The following is an 18,943-nucleotide window of genomic DNA, read 5'->3' on the forward strand; positions in this document are numbered from 1 at the left end:
TTTAGTTTTTGGGTCATATAGGTTTTACTCTTGGTTATTAAATGGAAACGTTTCCAAAAATGCTGCTGCATTTATAGAAACGTATAGGGGGGTTCTTTATGTTTTCAAATGGTAGAGGAATGGTTATCGTTTTCTTGTTCTTGGCAGGGGTAATAAATTATCTGGACCGATCTGCACTATCCATTGCAGCTCCGTTCATCCAAGATGATTTATCCCTAACAGCAACACAGATGGGAATTATCTTTAGTAGCTTTTCAGTTGGTTATGCCGTATTTAACTTCCTTGGAGGCATGGCGTCCGATAAATGGGGAGCAAAGCTTACGCTTTTCGTGGCAATGATCGTTTGGTCATTATTCAGTGGTGCACTTGTGCTTGCTGTCGGTTTTGCCAGTATGATAGTCATCCGCATCTTGTTTGGGATGGGCGAAGGCCCTCTTTCAGCAACCATCAATAAAATGGTGAATAACTGGTTCCCGTCAAATCAACGGGCATCTGTCGTTGGTCTGACGAATAGCGGGACTCCGCTTGGTGGCGCAATCGCAGGTCCAATAGTTGGATTCATTGCCATCTCATATGGATGGAGAGTTTCTTTCATTGCCATAATGATAATTGGTCTTATTTGGGCGATTTGCTGGTGGAAGTTCGTTAAAGAAAAACCACAAGAGTCAAAAGAACAGAAACATACAGGAAAATCTTATGTAGCGGCAACATCGGAAGGAAAGGTGAAATTCACCTTTTATTTAAAACAAAAAACTGTTTTATTTACAGCTCTAGCCTTTTTCTCCTACAACTATATTCTCTTCTTTTTCTTAACTTGGTTCCCAAGCTATTTGGTGGATGCACGCGGCCTAAGTGTGGAAAATATGAGTATCATTACAGTGATTCCTTGGATTTTTGGATTCATCGGACTTGCTTTGGGTGGATTCGTGTCGGATTTCTTCTTTAAAAAATTCGCTCAAAAAGGTGTTTTATTCTCACGTAAACTCGTGCTTGTAACATGCTTGTTCTTATCGGCAGTATGTATCGGTTTTGCCGGACTTGTATCCACGACGGTCAGTGCGGTAACGCTTGTAGCACTTTCCGTCTTCTTCCTATATTTGACTGGTGCCATTTACTGGGCAATCGTCAACGATGTCGTAGACCCTGGTAATGTTGGATCTGTTGGAGGTTTTATGCATTTCTTGGCAAATACAGCAGGAATCATCGGACCGACGTTAACAGGATACATTGTCGATACCTCAGGCACATACACAGTTGCATTCTTGCTTGCTGGTGGATTGGCCATCGTTGCATCGCTTGCAGTCATCCGTTTTGTACGACCGATAGTAAAGCCTGCGTAATAGATTGTTAGAATGGAAGTGTCTCCCAAAGGGAAGACACTTCCATTTTTCATTTGTATTAGGCACGCCTAGCGAATCCGATTTTCTTTTCGAAATGTAGCTGGTGTCTTTTCATTGTATTTCTTAAAGGTACGATAAAATTGGGGCATGCTTTCAAAACCACACATTTCAGCAATATGGGCAATGGTGTGATTCGTTTCCAGCAAAAGTTCCTTTGCCCTGATGATTCTTTTCGTGTTTAGATACACGATTAAGCCAATTCCAGTCGTTTCCTTAAAAACTCTGCTGAAGTGTGCGGGACTGACCAAAGCTTTTTGTGCAAGTGCCGTCAGTGTTAATGGTTCATCAATATGTTCATTAATATAGATTAAAATATCTTTGATCCATTCTGAGCTATAGCTGCCCTCGGATAAATCCTCTTTGCCATTTATCCGGGTACGGTATAAATCAAGTATGATCTGATGAACGATCAGCAAACAAGCATGCCTCGAGCCTATTAATTGGCTAGTTGTTTCTTGCAGGATGAGCTGTAGCTGTTCCTCCAACTTTACTTGCTCCTTCTGCGGCAATGATATTTTGTAATTCTTACTCTTTTTTGTCAGATCAAACAAGTGTAAATATGAAAAAGAATCATCAACCACATCTTTATATATTAATGTGGGACTGAAAAAGATAATGGTGGAGGTGACAGGGTCGTCCTTATTCGGTAATGCCCTATGAATGGTATTATTCGGGATCAGAAATACATCCCCTTGCTGCATATCATAAAACACATCACCGATAAAAAAGGTCCCTTTACCGTTATAAACATAAACAATTTCATAATAGTCATGCATATGATCGGACAATTCATTCTGGGGACTTTTCGTATCTTGATAGACAAATGAGAATGGGAAGAGTAAATCATGGTTTAATGCATTATGAATTTTTTTCATTTGTTCATCTCCTGAAAGTATAATACAACAAGAATGAGTATATTTATAGCAAAAAACGCAATTTATATCTCATAAATTGATGTTAAAATTAAAATAGATTTAAAAATTAAAAAATTCAAGGGAAAAATGAAAGGGCTTTCGAAATGAATTGACGTTTGGTTCTGAACGTCTTACTCATGATAAGGAGGGACAAAATGAATAAATATGTTCAATTGCATTCAAATGATGATGTTGTTATTTCCTTGGAGGGAATTCATAAAGGACAGAGCTTCCAGATTCAAACAGAAGACAGTGGAATGATCCATATCAAGGCAAATGACGACATTCCTAAAGGGCATAAAATGTTAGTGAAACCGGTTAAACGAGGGGAGGACGTAATCAAATTTGGCTACTCGATCGGAAAAGCTAAAGAAGATATCTCCATTGGCGATTGGGTTCACACCCATAATTTAGCATCCGGTTTGCAAGGTATATTGGATTATTCCTATCAACCTAGCATTCAAGATACAAATGAGCCAAGTCAAAATCATACCTTCCAAGGATATATCCGTGAAAATGGGGAAGTGGGTATCCGGAATGAAATCTGGATCATCAATACGGTAGGCTGCATCAATAAAACATGTGAACTTCTCGCTAAAATGGGCAATGAGCAGTTTAAAGATCGTCAAATCGATGGGATTCATCACTTTTCCCACCCCTACGGTTGTTCTCAATTGGGAGATGATTTGACCCATACGCAGAAACTGTTGGCAGCCTTGGCTCAACATCCAAATGCAGCAGGGGTTTTAGTTGTAGGATTAGGGTGTGAGAACAATCAAATCGAAGCATTTAAAGAAGCCATAGGCGAATTTCCTCCTCATCGGATTAAATTTTTAAAAGCCCAGGAGGTTCAAGATGAATTGGAGAGCGGCTTAAGTTTAATGGGGGAATTAGTGGAATATGCGGAAAGGTTCGTATGCCAGACCGTACCAGTTTCAAAGTTGAAAATAGGCTTGAAGTGCGGTGGTTCCGATGGTTTTTCAGGCATTACCGCTAATCCATTGGTTGGTGCGGTTTCCGACTTAATAGTGGAAAATGGCGGGACCACGATATTGACAGAGGTTCCTGAGATGTTTGGAGCGGAAACGATATTGATGAACAGGGCAAGGGATGAAGAAACCTATAAGAAAATCGTTGGCCTTATTAATGATTTCAAACAGTATTTCATTCGCCATGATCAGGAAATTTATGAAAACCCTTCACCTGGAAACAAGGAAGGCGGCATAAGTACACTGGAGGAAAAATCACTTGGATGTACACAAAAAGGGGGCCATGCCACTGTAGTGGATGTAAGCCCATATGGACAACGAGTAGAGAAGCATGGTTTGAATTTAATCAATTCTCCTGGCAATGACCTGATTTCGGTGACGGCTTTGGCAGCAGCCGGCGCACATATCGTTCTATTCACTACGGGAAGGGGAACGCCGTTTGGGGGACCGGTGCCTACTGTAAAAATAGCTACGAATTCGGATTTAGCCGATCGTAAAAAGCACTGGATTGATTATAATGCCGGGCGGTTGATAGAAGGTCAAAAGATCGATGAATTAAAGGACGATTTATTCCATTACATTCTGGAGCTTTCAACAGGTAAAAAGAAAACGAATAATGAAAAATTCGGATATAGGGAGATAAGCATCTTTAAAGAAGGAGTCATTCTCTAATACATACACAATTTCTATCAAGTTATTAAAAAGGAGTGTTATTCAGTGAAAAGTATCGTTTGTGAACAACCTTTTGAATTTAAGATGATACAGTCGGAAAAACCAGTTCCAAACTCAGGGGAAGCTTTGATTCGTGTGCGGCGCATAGGTATATGCGGAACGGATATTCATGCCTATGGAGGCAATCAACCTTTTTTTAGCTATCCTCGAATACTTGGCCATGAATTATCCGGTTTTATTGAGTCGATACCGGAAAATGAATCTGGGCTTAATGTCGGGGATCAAGTATCGATCATCCCCTATATGGAATGTGGAGAATGCCTGGCTTGCAGAAGTGGAAAAACGAATTGCTGTACGGATATGAAAGTGTTGGGTGTACATGCTGAAGGCGGCATGAGTGAGTGGATTACGGTTCCTTATAATCATTTGGTGAGAACCGAGGGTCTCACACTTGACCAATCCGCAATGATAGAGCCTTTAAGTATAGGGGCTCACGCAGTTAGGCGCGCTGCTATTCATAAAGGGGAATTTGCACTTGTAATTGGTGCTGGGCCAATTGGCTTGGGAGTCATGGCATTCGCTAAAGAACAGGGTGCTAAGGTGATCGCAATGGATGTAAATGATGAACGCCTTGCGTTTGCCGGCAAATGGGCAAATGCCGATTATACTTTGAATGTTTTGGAGAATCCAATGGAGAAATTAGCCCAATTGACGAATGGAGATATGCCAAGCGTGGTATTTGATGCGACAGGTAATGCTAAGTCAATGATGGATTCATTTAAATACCCTGCTCACGGCGGAAGATTGATTTATGTAGGTTTAGTTAAAGCGGATATTTCCTTTAATGATCCTGAATTCCATAGTAAAGAGCTTACATTAATGGGAAGCCGCAATGCAACAAGGGATGACTTTGATTATGTCGTGAATACGCTGAAAAATGATTTGTTGGATATGAGCCAGTATATTACCCACCGCACACATTTGGATGAAATGATCAATCAGTTTGAAGGTTGGTTAACTCCTGAAGCTAAAGTGATCAAGGCCATTGTCGAAATATGAACATTAGTACGCTGTCATAAGGAAACCACATAAAACGCAATCCGAATTGGATATTTCTATTAGAAAGGAGTTCCTTGATCATGAACCTAAATAAAAGTCAACTGAAGCATCTGAGTAAAGATACAAACGCTGCCCAATATTCACATATGATGGAACTTCCCATGAAAGTATTGCAAATAGGGGAGGGGAATTTTCTTCGAGGCTTCTTTGATTGGATGATTCAAGAATGTAATAAACAAGGACATTTCATGGGAAGTATTGCAGTTACCCAGCCCCGCCCCGCCGGAAAAGGGAAAATAGAGGAAGTAAAGCGGCAAGATGGTATGTATACATTAATGTTACGTGGTTTTCACCAAGGCGGGAAAGTGGAACATACAGAGATCATTTCCGTTTTTTCAAAGGTAATTGATCCATATGAAGAATGGATGGAATTTTTAGCACTATCAGAAAATCCTGAATTGGAATTTGTAGTTTCCAACACGACTGAAGCAGGACTCAAATACCAGCCGATTCCTTTGGAAGAAGGAAAGCCGATTGAATCTTTTCCAGGAAAGCTGACTGCTTTTTTGTATCATCGCTATCTGCATTTCAACGGGGATGCGAAAAAGGGACTGATCATGCTTCCATGTGAGCTTTTAGAGAAAAATGGTGATTCATTGAAGCAATATGTTCTTAAGCATAGCAGGGATTGGGGTTTACCAAAGCCATTCATGGAGTGGGTGGACCGGGACAACCTATTCCTAAACTCGCTTGTAGACCGTATCGTTACAGGATTTCCAGCCAATGAGTCGGACAACCTATTTGCTGAATGGGGATACAAGGATACTCTGCTAAATACGGCAGAACCCTACCATTTATGGGCTATTGAAGGTGACCCTTGTATTGATCAACGTCTTCCTTTACAACAATCCGGCTTAAATGTGCATTGGGTAAAAGATTTGACACCTTATCAAATGAGGAAGGTAAGGATACTTAATGGTTCACATACCTTGTTGGCTCCTTTAGGCATTTTATCTGGATTGGAAGAAGTAAAACAGGCAATCGATCATCCGGAATTCAGCCAATTTCTGAGCAATGCCATCGAAAAGGAAATAATTCCTTCATTACCTTTTGATCAAAATGAGATGATGCAATATGGGGAAAGTGTTCTTGAGCGATTTAAGAATCCTTTTGTACATCACCTCCTGGCCGATATCTCGCTGAACAGTATTTCGAAGTTCAAGGCTCGTCTCCTGCCTACATTGGAGGAATATCATAAGGCGAAAGGCAGGCTGCCCGACTGTATCATAAAAGGCTTTTCGGGCCTGATCCGATTTTATAGGGTTAACGAAACCAAGGGGAGTTATATTGGTAAAAGCTTTGCGGGTAAAGTCTATGTCGTTAGAGATGATTTAAAGGCAATTGAATTTTTCAGGGAACAATGGCTTCGTTATGAGAGGGAAGAAATCCCGCTTAGACAATTGGTAGAGGCAACGTTGAGTAATCAATATCTATGGGGGAAGGATTTGAGCGGTATCCCTAACCTTGGAAACGAATTATGCCAATATCTAGAAGGGATGATTGACTGAAATTATCCGTTGAAAGGATTTGGACAAGGTTAAGTTCATGAATAACATTACTATCTATTATTTTTTTCTTTATTTTATTTGTATTTTTGGTATACTGAATTAGTGATATTTTTTCTTGGTAGTTTCCTAATGGAAAGATATTAAAAGAATTACATATTCTTTATTCCCGTGAAGGGGAGTAGCGTCAGGGATAACCTGAAATAAAGTCGTCATTACGTGGGAATCCCACCGGCTTTATTGGCCTAATTCATTTAGTGCTTAGCGAGACCTTTGCCATTTATGGCAGAGGTCTCTTTATTTTTGTAAAAAGGAGGAATTTGTGTTGGATTTTTTAACAGGTGAATTCATTTCAGGACTTTTAGCGATCATTATGATAGATTTGGTTCTAGCCGGTGATAATGCGATCCTTATTGGATTGGCTGCAAGAAAGCTTCCAAAAGAACAGCAAAAAAAGGTGATAATATGGGGAGCGGTCGGCGCAATTGTGATAAGGATCATTGCAACGCTGCTGGTTGTTTGGCTATTAGAGGTGCCGGGACTGCATTTAATAGGGGGATTACTTCTTGTATGGATTGCTTATAAGCTCCTTATCGATGAAGAAGAACATGATGTGAAGCCTGCAGACTCTATGTGGGCTGCTATAAAAACCATTATTATTGCAGATGCATTGATGGGATTGGACAATGTCCTAGCGGTTGCAGGTGCTTCTCATGGTAACTTCACTTTAGTGGTGATCGGTTTACTTGTATCAATTCCAGTAGTGATGTATGGAAGCACTTTGATCCTGAAACTGATCGAACGCTTCCCATTCATCATAATAATTGGTGCGGGAATACTAGGCTGGACAGCTTCTAAAATGATCGTAGCTGAACCTTTCATGCACGACTACTTTGCAAATCCCTTCATTAAATATGGATTTGAAGCAATAGTGGTAATTGGAATCCTGGTAGCCGGGATTTCAAGACAGAAAAATATCGAAAAAGAAAAAGCAAACAGAGAAAAAATGCAAATCGAACGTAATGGATAATTGATACAAAGAGACCTTTCGAAATGAAAGGTCTCTTCTTTTTGTCTATGCCATATAAGTACAAAACAAGAAAAAGGATGTACCAAAGTCCGCACTTTGGTATATCCTTTTGCGAATTAGCAAACGATAACATGCACTTCAATCATGATATCTTAGCCAAATGAGCATATGGAGCATTCACCCTATTTATTAGTTTAAGTTAATCCATACACTTTTGACTTCCGTATAATTATCCAAAGCATAACTGCCCATTTCCCGACCGATTCCACTTTGTTTATAACCGCCAAATGGGGAAGCTGCATCAAATGCGTTATAGCAGTTTACCCAAACTGTACCTGCTTTTAATTCATTAGCCACATAATGGGCTTTTTTTACATCCTGTGTCCATAAACCTGCAGCCAATCCATATTCTGAGTTATTTGCACGGTTTATCACATCATCCAAATCGTCAAAAGGCATCGCAGCTACAACAGGACCGAAGATTTCCTCTTTAGCGATTGTCATTTCGTCTTCAACGCCTGCAAATATTGTAGGAGTTACAAAATAACCTTCTCCTTGTCCGTAATTACCCCCGGTAACCACTTCAGCTCCTTCAGACTTTCCTTTTTCAATATAACCGCCGACTCTTTCCATTTGTTCACTGGATACCAAAGGACCTATCTGGGTAGATGGATCAAGACCGGCCCCTTGTTTAATGTTTTTTGCGTGGGACACTAAGTCAGCTACCACGTTATCATAGGATTTCTTTTGAATGTACAGGCGGGAACCGGCACAGCAAACTTGTCCTTGATTAAACATGATGCCCATTAAAGCTCCAGGAATGGCTTTACTCATATCTGCATCCGGTAAAATGATATTAGGTGATTTCCCGCCTAATTCCAACGAGATTTTTTTTACGGTTCCCGAAGCTTGGCGCATGATCATTTTCCCTACTGAGGTTGAACCAGTAAAGGCAATTTTATCGACATCAGGATGATCTACAAGCGGTGACCCTGCTGTTTCACCAAATCCAGGTATAACATTGAGAACGCCAGGAGGAAAACCTGCTTCAAGCGCCAATTGACCTAAATATAATGCTGAAAGCGGCGTTTGCTCAGCTGGTTTTAAAACGATCGTACATCCCGTTGCAAGGGCTGCGCCTAATTTCCATGCGGCCATAAGTAAAGGGAAATTCCAAGGGATGATCTGCCCTACCACCCCGACTGCTTCATGACGGGTATAATTGAAGTAATTCCCAGAAACAGGTATTGTTTGTCCCACTATCTTAGTGGTCCATCCAGCATAATAACGGAAGTGATCAATTGCAAGGGGGACATCGGCATTGGTGGTTTCGCCAATCGGCTTGCCATTATCCAGGGTATCCAATTGTGCTAACGCTTCTTTATGTTCCTCCATGAGGTCCGCTAATTTATAAATGAGGCGACTGCGTTCCGATGCACTCATTTTTTTCCATGGACCGTTGTCGAAAGCCTTACGGGCTGCTTTGACTGCTTTATCTACATCTTCCGGACCTGCTTCACTCACAACCGCTAAAACCTTGCCGTTTGAAGGATCGAGGGTCTCAAAGGTTTTTCCTGAAGCAGCTTCCACCAATTCCCCATTAATCAAAAGCTTTTTAGTGCCCTTCAAGAATTCCTGCACTCTCGGATTAAGTTTAATAGTTTGTTCCATGTATAATACCCCTTTTCATTTGGATTTTAAGTTCGATATTTGTTCGGACAATGGCGTTCCTCTAAGTAAAAGGATCAGGCATAATCTTATGTTTTTGATACTATTCTCATTGACTGACTTGCAGCAAGTCTGAATATCTTTAAAAACTGGATTACTTGAATTCTTACCCCCCTTATCATAAGGAATCAATTTCTCGACATGTAATTATGCAAGACTTATGCCATAACAAAAAACCAATGAAACCAGCTAAAGAAGATGCTGGAGGGACATGGGAAGGTGGCAAACTGTTCCATATTGGAACAGGAAGTTGTACCAATATGGAACAAAAAAGTTTAGAAGTTGGCATAATGCGTTTTCATTTTGGTGGGTATCTGAATTTTCTGTTATAATTAAACTGAATGAACGAACCCTAAATGCTCTGAAACTTTGGATTACATAGAGTTTCATTAATGAAATTGAATAAAAAACAGTGGCCGATTTACTGGATTATACATACGGGAGGATTATTCAATGTCTGTTAATATAAGCTCGGATAAAGGAACCGTACCGGCATTTATTCAAGAATCATGGCAGCGGTGCATTTCGAAGGGACTTCAGCCAAGCATGATGGATAGGGAAGATATGCTTGGTGCATTCGAGTTGGCCGAATACCACGATCGATATGCGGAACTCCTGTACCATTCTTCTCCCATTTTAGAAGAAGTTTATCGCTCGATTAATGGTTTGGAGTCCATTTTATTACTTGCTGCTCCTGAAGGATATATCATTGAAACAGTTGGGGATCCAGCTTTCATTAGGCATGCAGATAATGTTTCCCTAAGAAAAGGGGCTAATTGGCTAGAGGAATCAAAAGGAACAAATGCGATAGGAACAGCCATAGTAGAGAAAAACCCTGTACTAATTCATGGCAGTCAACACTTTCATCAGGATAACCATTTCCTTACTTGTGCCGCATCGCCCATTTATCACCCTGAGGGGCATCTGCTTGGTGTTCTGAATTTAAGCAGTCATCAACAGAATTATCATCCTTTTTCCATTAGTTTAGTTCAGAGGGTGGCTGATAGCATCAAACAAGCACTCTTATTGTCACATACACAAAAAAGGGAGAAAAACCTTTATTTTATATATGATTCATACCCTGATCCGTTAATTACCCTTGATAAAGAGGGAAAAGTTACAGATCTCAATATAGCGGCGTCACATGTTATCGGCACAATGGAAAAACCAGTATCGAATATAATATCAGGTACAGACCCACTTGTTTTAGAACAGAAGGTTTCAATTAAGGACCAGGAATTCCTGGTTCAAACCCTTGGTAAAAATATAGAACATCAATCCTCCGTGATCGTAAGGTTAAAAAAACAAAAATTGATTGATGGTTTAAAAACTAATCGTTATCAATTTACCGATATAATAAGTAATGATCCGCAAATGAATCAAACCATATCCATTGCTAAAAGAGCTGCAGCGCTTGATATCAGCCTGCTAATCACTGGGGAGAGCGGAACGGGAAAAGAACTGTTCGCTCAATCCATTCATGGGGTTAGCTTAAGAAGTGATAAACCATTCATCGCCATCAATTGCAGCGCAATTCCCGAAAACTTATTGGAAAGTGAGTTATTTGGATATGAAAAGGGTGCCTTTACTGGCGCAAAAAGCGGCGGGCATAAGGGGAAATTCGAAGCTGCAGATGGCGGTACCCTGTTTTTGGATGAAATCGGGGACATGCCGCTTAAAGCTCAAGCGACTCTGCTCCGTGTGCTTCAGGAACGATGTGTGACGCGCGTCGGAGGACATGCTTCCATTCCAATCGATGTAAGGGTCATTGCCGCCACCAACAAAGACTTACAAAAAGGAATTGAAGCTGGGGAATTCCGTGCAGATCTATTTTTCCGTCTTTGTGGATTGTCTTTAAAACTTCCAAATCTAAGGAGTCGTAAAGATTTATTGCTGTTAGCAGAATATATTTTAACGGATTTACCTTATAAGAGCGAACATACCGAACTAACTGACGAAGCTAAAACATTCATTTTGGAATATTCGTGGCCAGGTAATTTCCGTGAATTGCAAAATGTGCTGGGACAGGCTGCATTCCTAGCTGATAATGGCCCGATTACAAGGGAATTGGTTGAGGCACTTTGTCCTGCTTCTTCCATGACGCATGAGGAAGGGGCAAATGCCGATCGAGAACCAAGAAACTTTCAAGAACAAGAAACCCTACTTATAAGGAATGCATTGGAACGAACAAATGGGAATATCAGTAACGCAGCGAAACAACTCGACATCGGCCGTAATACGCTATATAGAAAAATGAAAAAGTATGGAATCAACTTTCAAAAGTAAGAGACTCACAGTATATAAAAAAATATGAAGGATCTTTTTATGACAATTTCAGATTCCCGACCTGATTTGGTCGGTTCTTTGTTATCGCAAGTAACTATATGCGGACTAGCATACCTGTCTCCTTATAAGCTACATTTCACCTAAAAAACAATAAATAATGAAGTGCAGGATATCAAAATCTCATATAGAATGATGTTATTGATGTAGTAACTAAATTCCGCAAGGGGATGTGTGGTCAATAGTATGGAGTTGTCATCTGAACATAAAAAGTATAAACATATATTGATTCAATATTTGGAAGAAAATGAATCTGTGTTTTTAAATGAATGGAACGAGACTATTAAGATCAATGAAATAGAACCCTACAAAGATAGAATTAAGGAAAATGGTTATGGGATGTACTCACTGGTCATCCAAACGTTCAAGGAGGTATTGTCTGATGATGTGCTGATAAAATTGGCTTACCAAGTTGCAAAAGAACGTCTTGAAGCAAATATCAACATTGGGGATTTTCTATATAATATCAATTTGGGAAGAAATATCATAATCAGAAATGTTTTTGGCGCCAATATCCCAATTAAATATATGCAGAGATTCATTAATGACATTAACCTGCACTTTGATACGTTCAGCTACCATGCAGTAACTAGATATACGAATCTTACAAATGAAGTGATTGAGGAAAAAAAGTCTTATATTAGTGAAAACCACAAAGATAAATTAGCGGTACTGGGTCAAATATCATCAAGCTTTGTACATGAGTTCCGTAACCCTCTTACAGCTATCATGGGGTTCAATAAATTATTGAAGAGGGAGAATCCTGACTTGAAATATTTGGATATCATTGATTATGAGTTAAACCAGTTGAATTTCAGGATAACCCAATTCCTCCATACCTCTAAATCTGATTTTAATGAAGAACAAAGAGAGGAAATTGCCGTATTAAAGTTAATTGAAGAAATACAAGAATTGACATATGCAAATATTGTGGATGCCAGCGTTAATGTGGAAATAGATATTTATCCAAACTTCGTCATGACAGCGAGCAAGGATGGGTTAAAACAAGTGTTCTTGAATCTTTTTATTAATTCCATTGATGCCTTAAAGGATAAGGAACATCCTAGAATTTTGAGGATAAACTCTTTAATTGAGGCGAATGAAAGAATAATTCGAATTTCAAATAATGGACCGGCCATTGCCAGTGAATTGATCGAATCTATTTTTGAGCCCTTTGTCACAACGAAAGAATTAGGAACGGGAATTGGATTATATGTATGTAAAAAGATCATTGAAAGTAATGATGGATATATGAATTGTGTCTCCAATGAAAATTTAACCACATTCAGCATCCATTTCCCCGAAGTTCAGTACTGAATCATAAGGGTTTCATACATATCAGTAGGGTAATTTACATACAGCATTATATACATATTGAATTTTTTCGAAGCTTGTAAACATAGAGTTTTAATTATTAGAAGGAGGGGCATACCGGTTCTGCCGGTGTTTTACATATAATCATTCTCAGTGAAAATAAATTTATTTGGAAGATGCCAAGAAATCATAATTAGGATTTTAGCATCTTCTTTTTTATCCCTGTATTTTTCAGTATATATGTGTCGAAATAATAAAAGAAAACAAATAAATTGTCATTTTTTGATTCGTTTATGAATCGAAAAGGGTCGATAATTAATGTATGAATCGAAAATTGAAATAATAATTCAATATTGAATCGTTTTAAATACATAAAAGCATTAAACCCTAATAAAATAACTATCCTTTTTTTGGCATGGATATTGCTTTTATTATATATGTATAAAATTTTAGTGAGAGAGGGTGCTTTTATTAAAAAGGAAGTGTTAGGAAAGAAAGGGTAGAGCGGGATATCTATATTTTTACATAAAAGGACTTCACTCAACATAAAGTGCAAAAACAGCAAGGTTCTTTGTACTTTCAGCTGAGGTGCTGATGTTAGTAAAGAGGGAATATAAATCGAAAAGCGGTTACGGTTAATAGAGTATATGCTGTGCAATATACATATAACGATCGTGAATTTGGCCTCATTAAAACTAATGATGAAACGGGAATAGGACTGCACTGTAAACATCGTTTTGAATGAAAGATTTCTACTAAGGTACCCATGAGCAATGGTTTACTGTACAAAACGGAAATTAGACAGTTTTAAAGGATGGTGACAATAGTGGCACTTCAAACAAATGAATTGAAACATGGTCTTAAGACCAGGCATGTCACAATGATTTCTATTGGCGGGGTAATTGGGGCAGGACTATTTATCGGAAGCGGAACAATAATAGATTCAGCTGGGCCTGGTGCTATTTTATCCTATATAATCGCTGGATTGATGATCGTGCTTATAATGCGTATGCTGGGTGAAATGGCTGTGGTAAATCCTGATAGCGGATCCTTTTCAACATATGCGCATCAAGCATTTGGTCCCTGGGCCGGATACACGATCGGCTGGTTATACTGGTTCAACTGGGTTATCATCATTGCTATAGAAACTACGTTATTGGGTACTATGATTCATGATTGGTTTCCTGGTATACCCATGTGGGCTGCTAGTCTATCCTTCCCTATATTAATGACGATTACGAATATCTATTCAGTCAAAGCTTATGGGGAATTTGAATACTGGTTAGCTTTCATGAAAGTGGCTGCCATTGTAATATTCCTCTTCCTGGGTGCCGCCATGATTTTCGGATTTGTTCCGGGATTTGATTCACCAGGCCTTTCAAACATTACTGGAGATGGAGGATTTTTACCAAAAGGGTTTCTGCCTGTCCTTCTTAGTGTGATTTTCATTACTTTCTCTTTATCGGGAAGTGAGGTAGCTGCCATTGCTGCAGGAGAGTCTGAAAACCCTGAAAAAAATATTATTAGAGCCATAAACAGTGTTGTATGGCGTCTCCTTCTTTTCTTTGTTGGTTCAGTGACCGTGTTGGTTCTCGTAATCCCCCAAGGGGCTGAAGATTTACTGAAAACCCCCTATGCCAGCGTATTTGACATGGCAGGCCTGCCGGCAGCGGGTCAAATCATGAATATCGTAATCTTCACTTCATTGCTTTCTGTTTTGAATTCAGGCCTTTATACAAGTTCTCGTATGCTATATTCTTTATCAAAAAAAGGTGATGCACCGAAAATTCTTTCCCGAGTGAATAAGCGGGGAATCCCGATTTGGGCGTTAATGGCAAGTGTTTTCTTTGCTTACGTGTTCACGACATTTAAATTTGTTTCTCCTGATAAATTGTTTGCTTTCCTCGCAAACAGCTCTGGAGGAGTCACTATGATCATGTATATCTTTATCGCCTTTTCTCATCTATATTTACGGAAAAAGACGGAAAAAGAAAATCCCGGGACACTCAAAGTGAAAATGTGGCTATTCCCTTATTTAACCTACGTGACCATTGCCGTATTATTTATTATATTCGTTGCTCAGGCGTTCATTGATTCCATGAGATTGCAATTCTTTCTTACAACTCTTCTCACTATTCTAGTAATTGGGTCATACTTTCTGTTTTATCATAAGAAAAAGGTAATTACTCCTGAACAAGATGCAAAACTAAATAACATTCACGTTAAGGAAGGGTAATGGATACAGTAGTTTTATCAATTAAAGAAAGAAAACTTGATTATCCTTCATGGTTTTTACTTTTTTTGGGGTACACTTTGAACGTTGATTTTCACTCCAGGCACTCGCTTTTCGCGGGCAGTCCGGGAGCCTCCTCGGCGCTCTTTGCGCCTGTAGGGGTCTCCCTTGGACGCGCTTTTCTAAGCGGGAGTCTCGAACACCCGCTCCAATCAACTGAATTGTATTTTAAGAAAAAAAACTGTAGGCTGGTCTCATCCCGAACCATGTTAAAGACTAGTTTTTCTTTATGGTTTTTACGGTTTGATGAAACCCTCCTGACTGGATAGAAGGGGTTTTCAACAATTCTAACGAGTTACTGACCCCACAGGCGCTTAGGCGCTTGGTTTGATGTGACATGGCAGACAGTCGGCGGAAAATGGAGCGGATTTCTGAGATACTGGAACGTTTTCAAATAAAAAACTGCAGGCAAAGGCTCTTTTGAATTTGTCACAGTCTGGGCTGCTCTTAGTGGGCAGCTTTTTTTCTGGTTACAAAAATGATCGCATTCATTTCATGGTAAAGATTTAAGCGAGTTGGGGATTATGACTGCAATCAACCATTACGATACTCATTCATTTGCAACTTTGAAATCCTTTGCTAGAATATAATCTATAGAAAAGATTAGGAGTGGTTACTGTGGCTGAAACTCCAGCTGAAGATTTGATTCATTATATCGCACCAAAAGGAGAATTTATCCCTTTTTTAGATGATACGGACTATATCGCTAAAGGATTGGAATGGAAATTATTCACTGCCCGTTCGGTAAAAAGAGAACTAGTATATAAAAGCGGAAGTTTTCAAGCAAAGGTCAAATTAGCAGGTTATGAACAATACGGCAACGGACTTGACACTGTAGTCGTTCAATTTGAAAATGGTAAGCTTAGTTGCATTAACCCTTCCTATTTAAAGGAAATGCAAAGCTCCAGTTTCGGAAAAGAATTGTTGAGTGGCCCGGTTTCCGAAACAGCCGCAGTTCCAAGTGAAACTGAGCAGGTGATGGAAGCGCCAATTACGGAAAACTCCGATCAGCTAAGTGAAGAACCAAAACAAGCAAAAACCAAAACTAAAAAAACGACAGCAAAACCTAAGTTGGACTTACCTGGGGAAAAAGTGCATTTCACAGCGACCGTCAAGGAGTTCACGGCGAAAATGAACCATTTTACTGGTGAGGAAGATGAAGTCATACTCTTGGAGAATGTCAAAGTGACAACGGAACCTGAATTGACCATCGGCGATGCTTGGTGTGGATATAGCAAGACATTAAAAAAAGCTGAGCTCGAAGAAGGAGACGAAATCGAATTTGATGGAAAAGTGGTCGACAAAAAATATAATAAAGAAATACGCTATAAAGTAAATAATCCATCTAAGTTAGTGAAAAAGGAAGGATAAACGCTTGAAGTTCTTGATAAGGAGTAAGCCGCCGCTTACTCCTTTTTTTGATGCATTAATCAGCCTTCAAAAGAAGTGGATGCGTTCATTGTGAACTTATTAGAATAGATGAGTCCGATTCTGGAATATATTCGTTTGTGGGAGATACAACTTAAAAACCAAAGTGATGCAAATTATTCGCAAATCGTATAGTTAAGGGTTTCGCTTTTGTGGTTTCATATATTCCAGTGTTGGGGATAATACATTATGAAAATGGATTTATAAAAAGATTAGGGGGGATTTTAAATGAAAGAATTATTTCAGTTATTGAAACATGGTAATAAATCGGCTTTCATTGCTGCCTGTGTGAATAGTATCATCGCTGTGCTAAAGGGGATTGCTTACTTCATGACAGGGAATGTCGCTATGTTTGCTGAAACTTTACATACTTTGGGCGATGCTGCGAATCAGTTTTTCGTCTTCATTGGTTCCGCACTAAGTAAAAAGGCACCAACTGATCGATTCCCTGATGGTTTTGGACGTTTGGTTAACCTAGTATTATTAGGGGCAGTATTGATTGTCGGAATCATGTCTTATGAAACGATTAAAGAAGGGTTTCATCACATTTTGCACCCTGCAGAATCAACTGGTATCCTTATTAACTTGTCCGTCCTTTTCTTAGCGGTTGTGTTGGAATCATATGTATTATTTAAAGCGATGAAAGAAGTGGTGCATGAGACTGGAATCGAAGCTAAAGGAGCAGCCGTCATATTTAAGAGCTTCACTGGTTTAAAAAGAGCAAAACCAGCGACGAAATTAGTATTCATGGAAGATATGGTAGCGACCGGTGGCGGGGTGCTTGCGATAATTGCCATTTTATTAGCAAACTTCACGCCTTTCATTCAAGCGGAAGGAGTTGCTTCCGTCATGATCGGTCTCGGTATGTTCTATGTGGTTGGAAGGGTTTTTCTTGATAATGCTGCAGGGGCTCTTGGGGAAGCCGATATTGAAATGCGACAAAAAATCGGGACGATGGTCATGGATGATCCAGACGTAAGGGATATACAGAAACTGGCGGTATTAAAAGAAGGGGAAGACTTCCATGTAGAACTTGAAGTCGAACTTGATCCCCATATTTCAATCGCCCAAGCGGATGACATTAAAGATCGGCTATTTAATGAGATATTCAAGGAAAGAGGGGTAACGGATGTCATTATAGAATTCGATGAAAATGATGGTGTCCCAAAATGGGAAGGTCAAATAAAAAAAGAATTGAATGAAATTAAAAAAGACAGGGAGTAGAAAGAATGGCAGAATACAAAGTGTCATGATAAGAAATTTGCTTGATTATAAATATCACGACACTACTTTAATGCCTGTTCAATTATTCACGTACTTTCCATGCGTATGCATTATAAGCTATCATGGACTTAGTTACATAAAGAAGGATTATGAAAGGGTGAATAAGATTGGAGAAACAAGATATTAAGCTAGTTGCACTTGATATGGATGGCACGCTTCTCAATAAGGCAGGAGAGATATCTGAAGAAAATCGCAGAGCGATAAAAGAAGCCGAAAATCAAGGGGTTTTTGTGGTATTGAGCACAGGAAGATCCTATGCTACATGCAGTGATTTTGCAAAGTCAATGGAACTTCAATCATTTCTCATTACGGTAAACGGAAGCGAAATTTACGATAATCAAGGAAAACTGGTGGAAAGGAATATAGTCGATAGTGATTCCATACAATGGATGTGGGAATTAAGCCAAAAACATGGTACACATTTCTGGGCAATAAGCTGCGATAATATTTACAGGGCTGAAATGCCTGAGAAAATCCATGATTCGCAATGGCTTAAATTCGGATTTGATACAGATGATGAAAGCATCCGCAAAATCATCATGGATGAACTGGTGTCAAAAGGAAACTTTGAAATAAGCAATTCAAGCCCGACGAATATTGAAGTGAATGCCATGGGCGTAAATAAAGCGAAAGCGATAAAGCTCGTATGTTCATTGCTCGATATTACTATGGATAATGTTATGGCAGTGGGTGACAGCCTTAATGACCTTGCAATGATTTCTGAAGCAAAAGTGGGTGTGGCAATGGGAAACGCCCAAGAAATTGTGAAAGAAAAAGCAGATTGGATTACAGCGACAAACGAAGAAGATGGTGTGGCTAAGGCAATTCGTAAATGGGCGCTTTCAAATTGAATCGAAACTGTATATGGGACGTATCCATATACAGTTTTTTTATTGAAATGGCGCTGCCGAAAATGAAATTTTT

The 18,943-nt window shown here is 39.3% G+C and carries 13 protein-coding genes; 11 read left to right on the forward strand and 2 right to left on the reverse strand.

The features are described 5' to 3' along the window. The first annotated feature begins 98 nt into the window (after positions 1–98). Positions 99–1,340, forward strand: a complete 1,242-nt coding sequence (locus ACWF5P_RS23110) for an MFS transporter (RefSeq protein WP_101225447.1) — start codon at positions 99–101, stop codon at positions 1,338–1,340. Between the two features lie 68 nt (positions 1,341–1,408). Here the strand turns inward: ACWF5P_RS23110 and ACWF5P_RS23115 are convergent, their stop codons facing one another. Continuing rightward, a complete protein-coding gene (locus ACWF5P_RS23115; RefSeq protein ID WP_434167047.1) occupies positions 1,409–2,275 on the reverse strand; it encodes a helix-turn-helix domain-containing protein in 867 nt (288 codons plus the stop codon). Between the two features lie 194 nt (positions 2,276–2,469). Between ACWF5P_RS23115 and ACWF5P_RS23120 the strand changes: the two genes are divergently transcribed. From ACWF5P_RS23120 to ACWF5P_RS23135, 4 genes are all read left to right on the forward strand, one after another. Further along, entirely contained in the window at positions 2,470–3,975 is a 1,506-nt protein-coding gene (locus tag ACWF5P_RS23120) for a UxaA family hydrolase (RefSeq protein WP_452445340.1), read from the forward strand. Positions 3,976–4,020: 45 nt separating this feature from the next. Beyond that, a complete protein-coding gene (locus ACWF5P_RS23125; protein WP_101225444.1) occupies positions 4,021–5,034 on the forward strand; it encodes a zinc-binding alcohol dehydrogenase family protein in 1,014 nt (337 codons plus the stop codon). A gap of 80 nt (positions 5,035–5,114) precedes the next feature. Next, positions 5,115–6,602, forward strand: a complete 1,488-nt coding sequence (locus ACWF5P_RS23130) for a tagaturonate reductase (RefSeq protein ID WP_434167045.1) — start codon at positions 5,115–5,117, stop codon at positions 6,600–6,602. Positions 6,603–6,924: 322 nt separating this feature from the next. After that, positions 6,925–7,629 carry a TerC family protein gene (locus ACWF5P_RS23135; protein ID WP_101225442.1) on the forward strand — a complete coding sequence of 235 codons (705 nt, stop codon included), beginning with the start codon at positions 6,925–6,927 and terminating at the stop codon, positions 7,627–7,629. A gap of 189 nt (positions 7,630–7,818) precedes the next feature. Here ACWF5P_RS23135 and ACWF5P_RS23140 read toward each other — a convergent pair whose 3' ends face one another. After that, a complete protein-coding gene (locus ACWF5P_RS23140; protein WP_434167043.1) occupies positions 7,819–9,300 on the reverse strand; it encodes an aldehyde dehydrogenase family protein in 1,482 nt (493 codons plus the stop codon). 510 nt (positions 9,301–9,810) lie between these two features. On the opposite strand from ACWF5P_RS23140, the gene ACWF5P_RS23145 reads away from it, so the two are divergent. From ACWF5P_RS23145 to ACWF5P_RS23170, 6 genes are all read left to right on the forward strand, one after another. Then, the gene (locus ACWF5P_RS23145) at positions 9,811–11,643 is read left to right on the forward strand and encodes a sigma-54-dependent Fis family transcriptional regulator (RefSeq protein ID WP_452445341.1); all 1,833 of its coding nucleotides are present in this window, start codon (positions 9,811–9,813) and stop codon (positions 11,641–11,643) included. Positions 11,644–11,886: 243 nt separating this feature from the next. Next, entirely contained in the window at positions 11,887–13,017 is a 1,131-nt protein-coding gene (locus tag ACWF5P_RS23150) for a histidine kinase N-terminal domain-containing protein (RefSeq protein ID WP_434167041.1), read from the forward strand. A gap of 814 nt (positions 13,018–13,831) precedes the next feature. Then, on the forward strand, positions 13,832–15,250 hold the full coding sequence (locus tag ACWF5P_RS23155) for an amino acid permease (RefSeq protein WP_434169675.1): 1,419 nt from the start codon (positions 13,832–13,834) through the stop codon (positions 15,248–15,250). 675 nt (positions 15,251–15,925) lie between these two features. Beyond that, on the forward strand, positions 15,926–16,678 hold the full coding sequence (locus ACWF5P_RS23160; RefSeq protein ID WP_230175878.1) for a hypothetical protein: 753 nt from the start codon (positions 15,926–15,928) through the stop codon (positions 16,676–16,678). A gap of 285 nt (positions 16,679–16,963) precedes the next feature. Then, entirely contained in the window at positions 16,964–17,959 is a 996-nt protein-coding gene (locus ACWF5P_RS23165; RefSeq protein WP_434167039.1) for a cation diffusion facilitator family transporter, read from the forward strand. A gap of 161 nt (positions 17,960–18,120) precedes the next feature. Next, positions 18,121–18,870, forward strand: a complete 750-nt coding sequence (locus tag ACWF5P_RS23170; protein ID WP_260357994.1) for a Cof-type HAD-IIB family hydrolase — start codon at positions 18,121–18,123, stop codon at positions 18,868–18,870. The last annotated feature ends 73 nt before the right edge of the window (positions 18,871–18,943 follow it).

This window comes from Peribacillus sp. NPDC055009 (genome assembly GCF_053608705.1).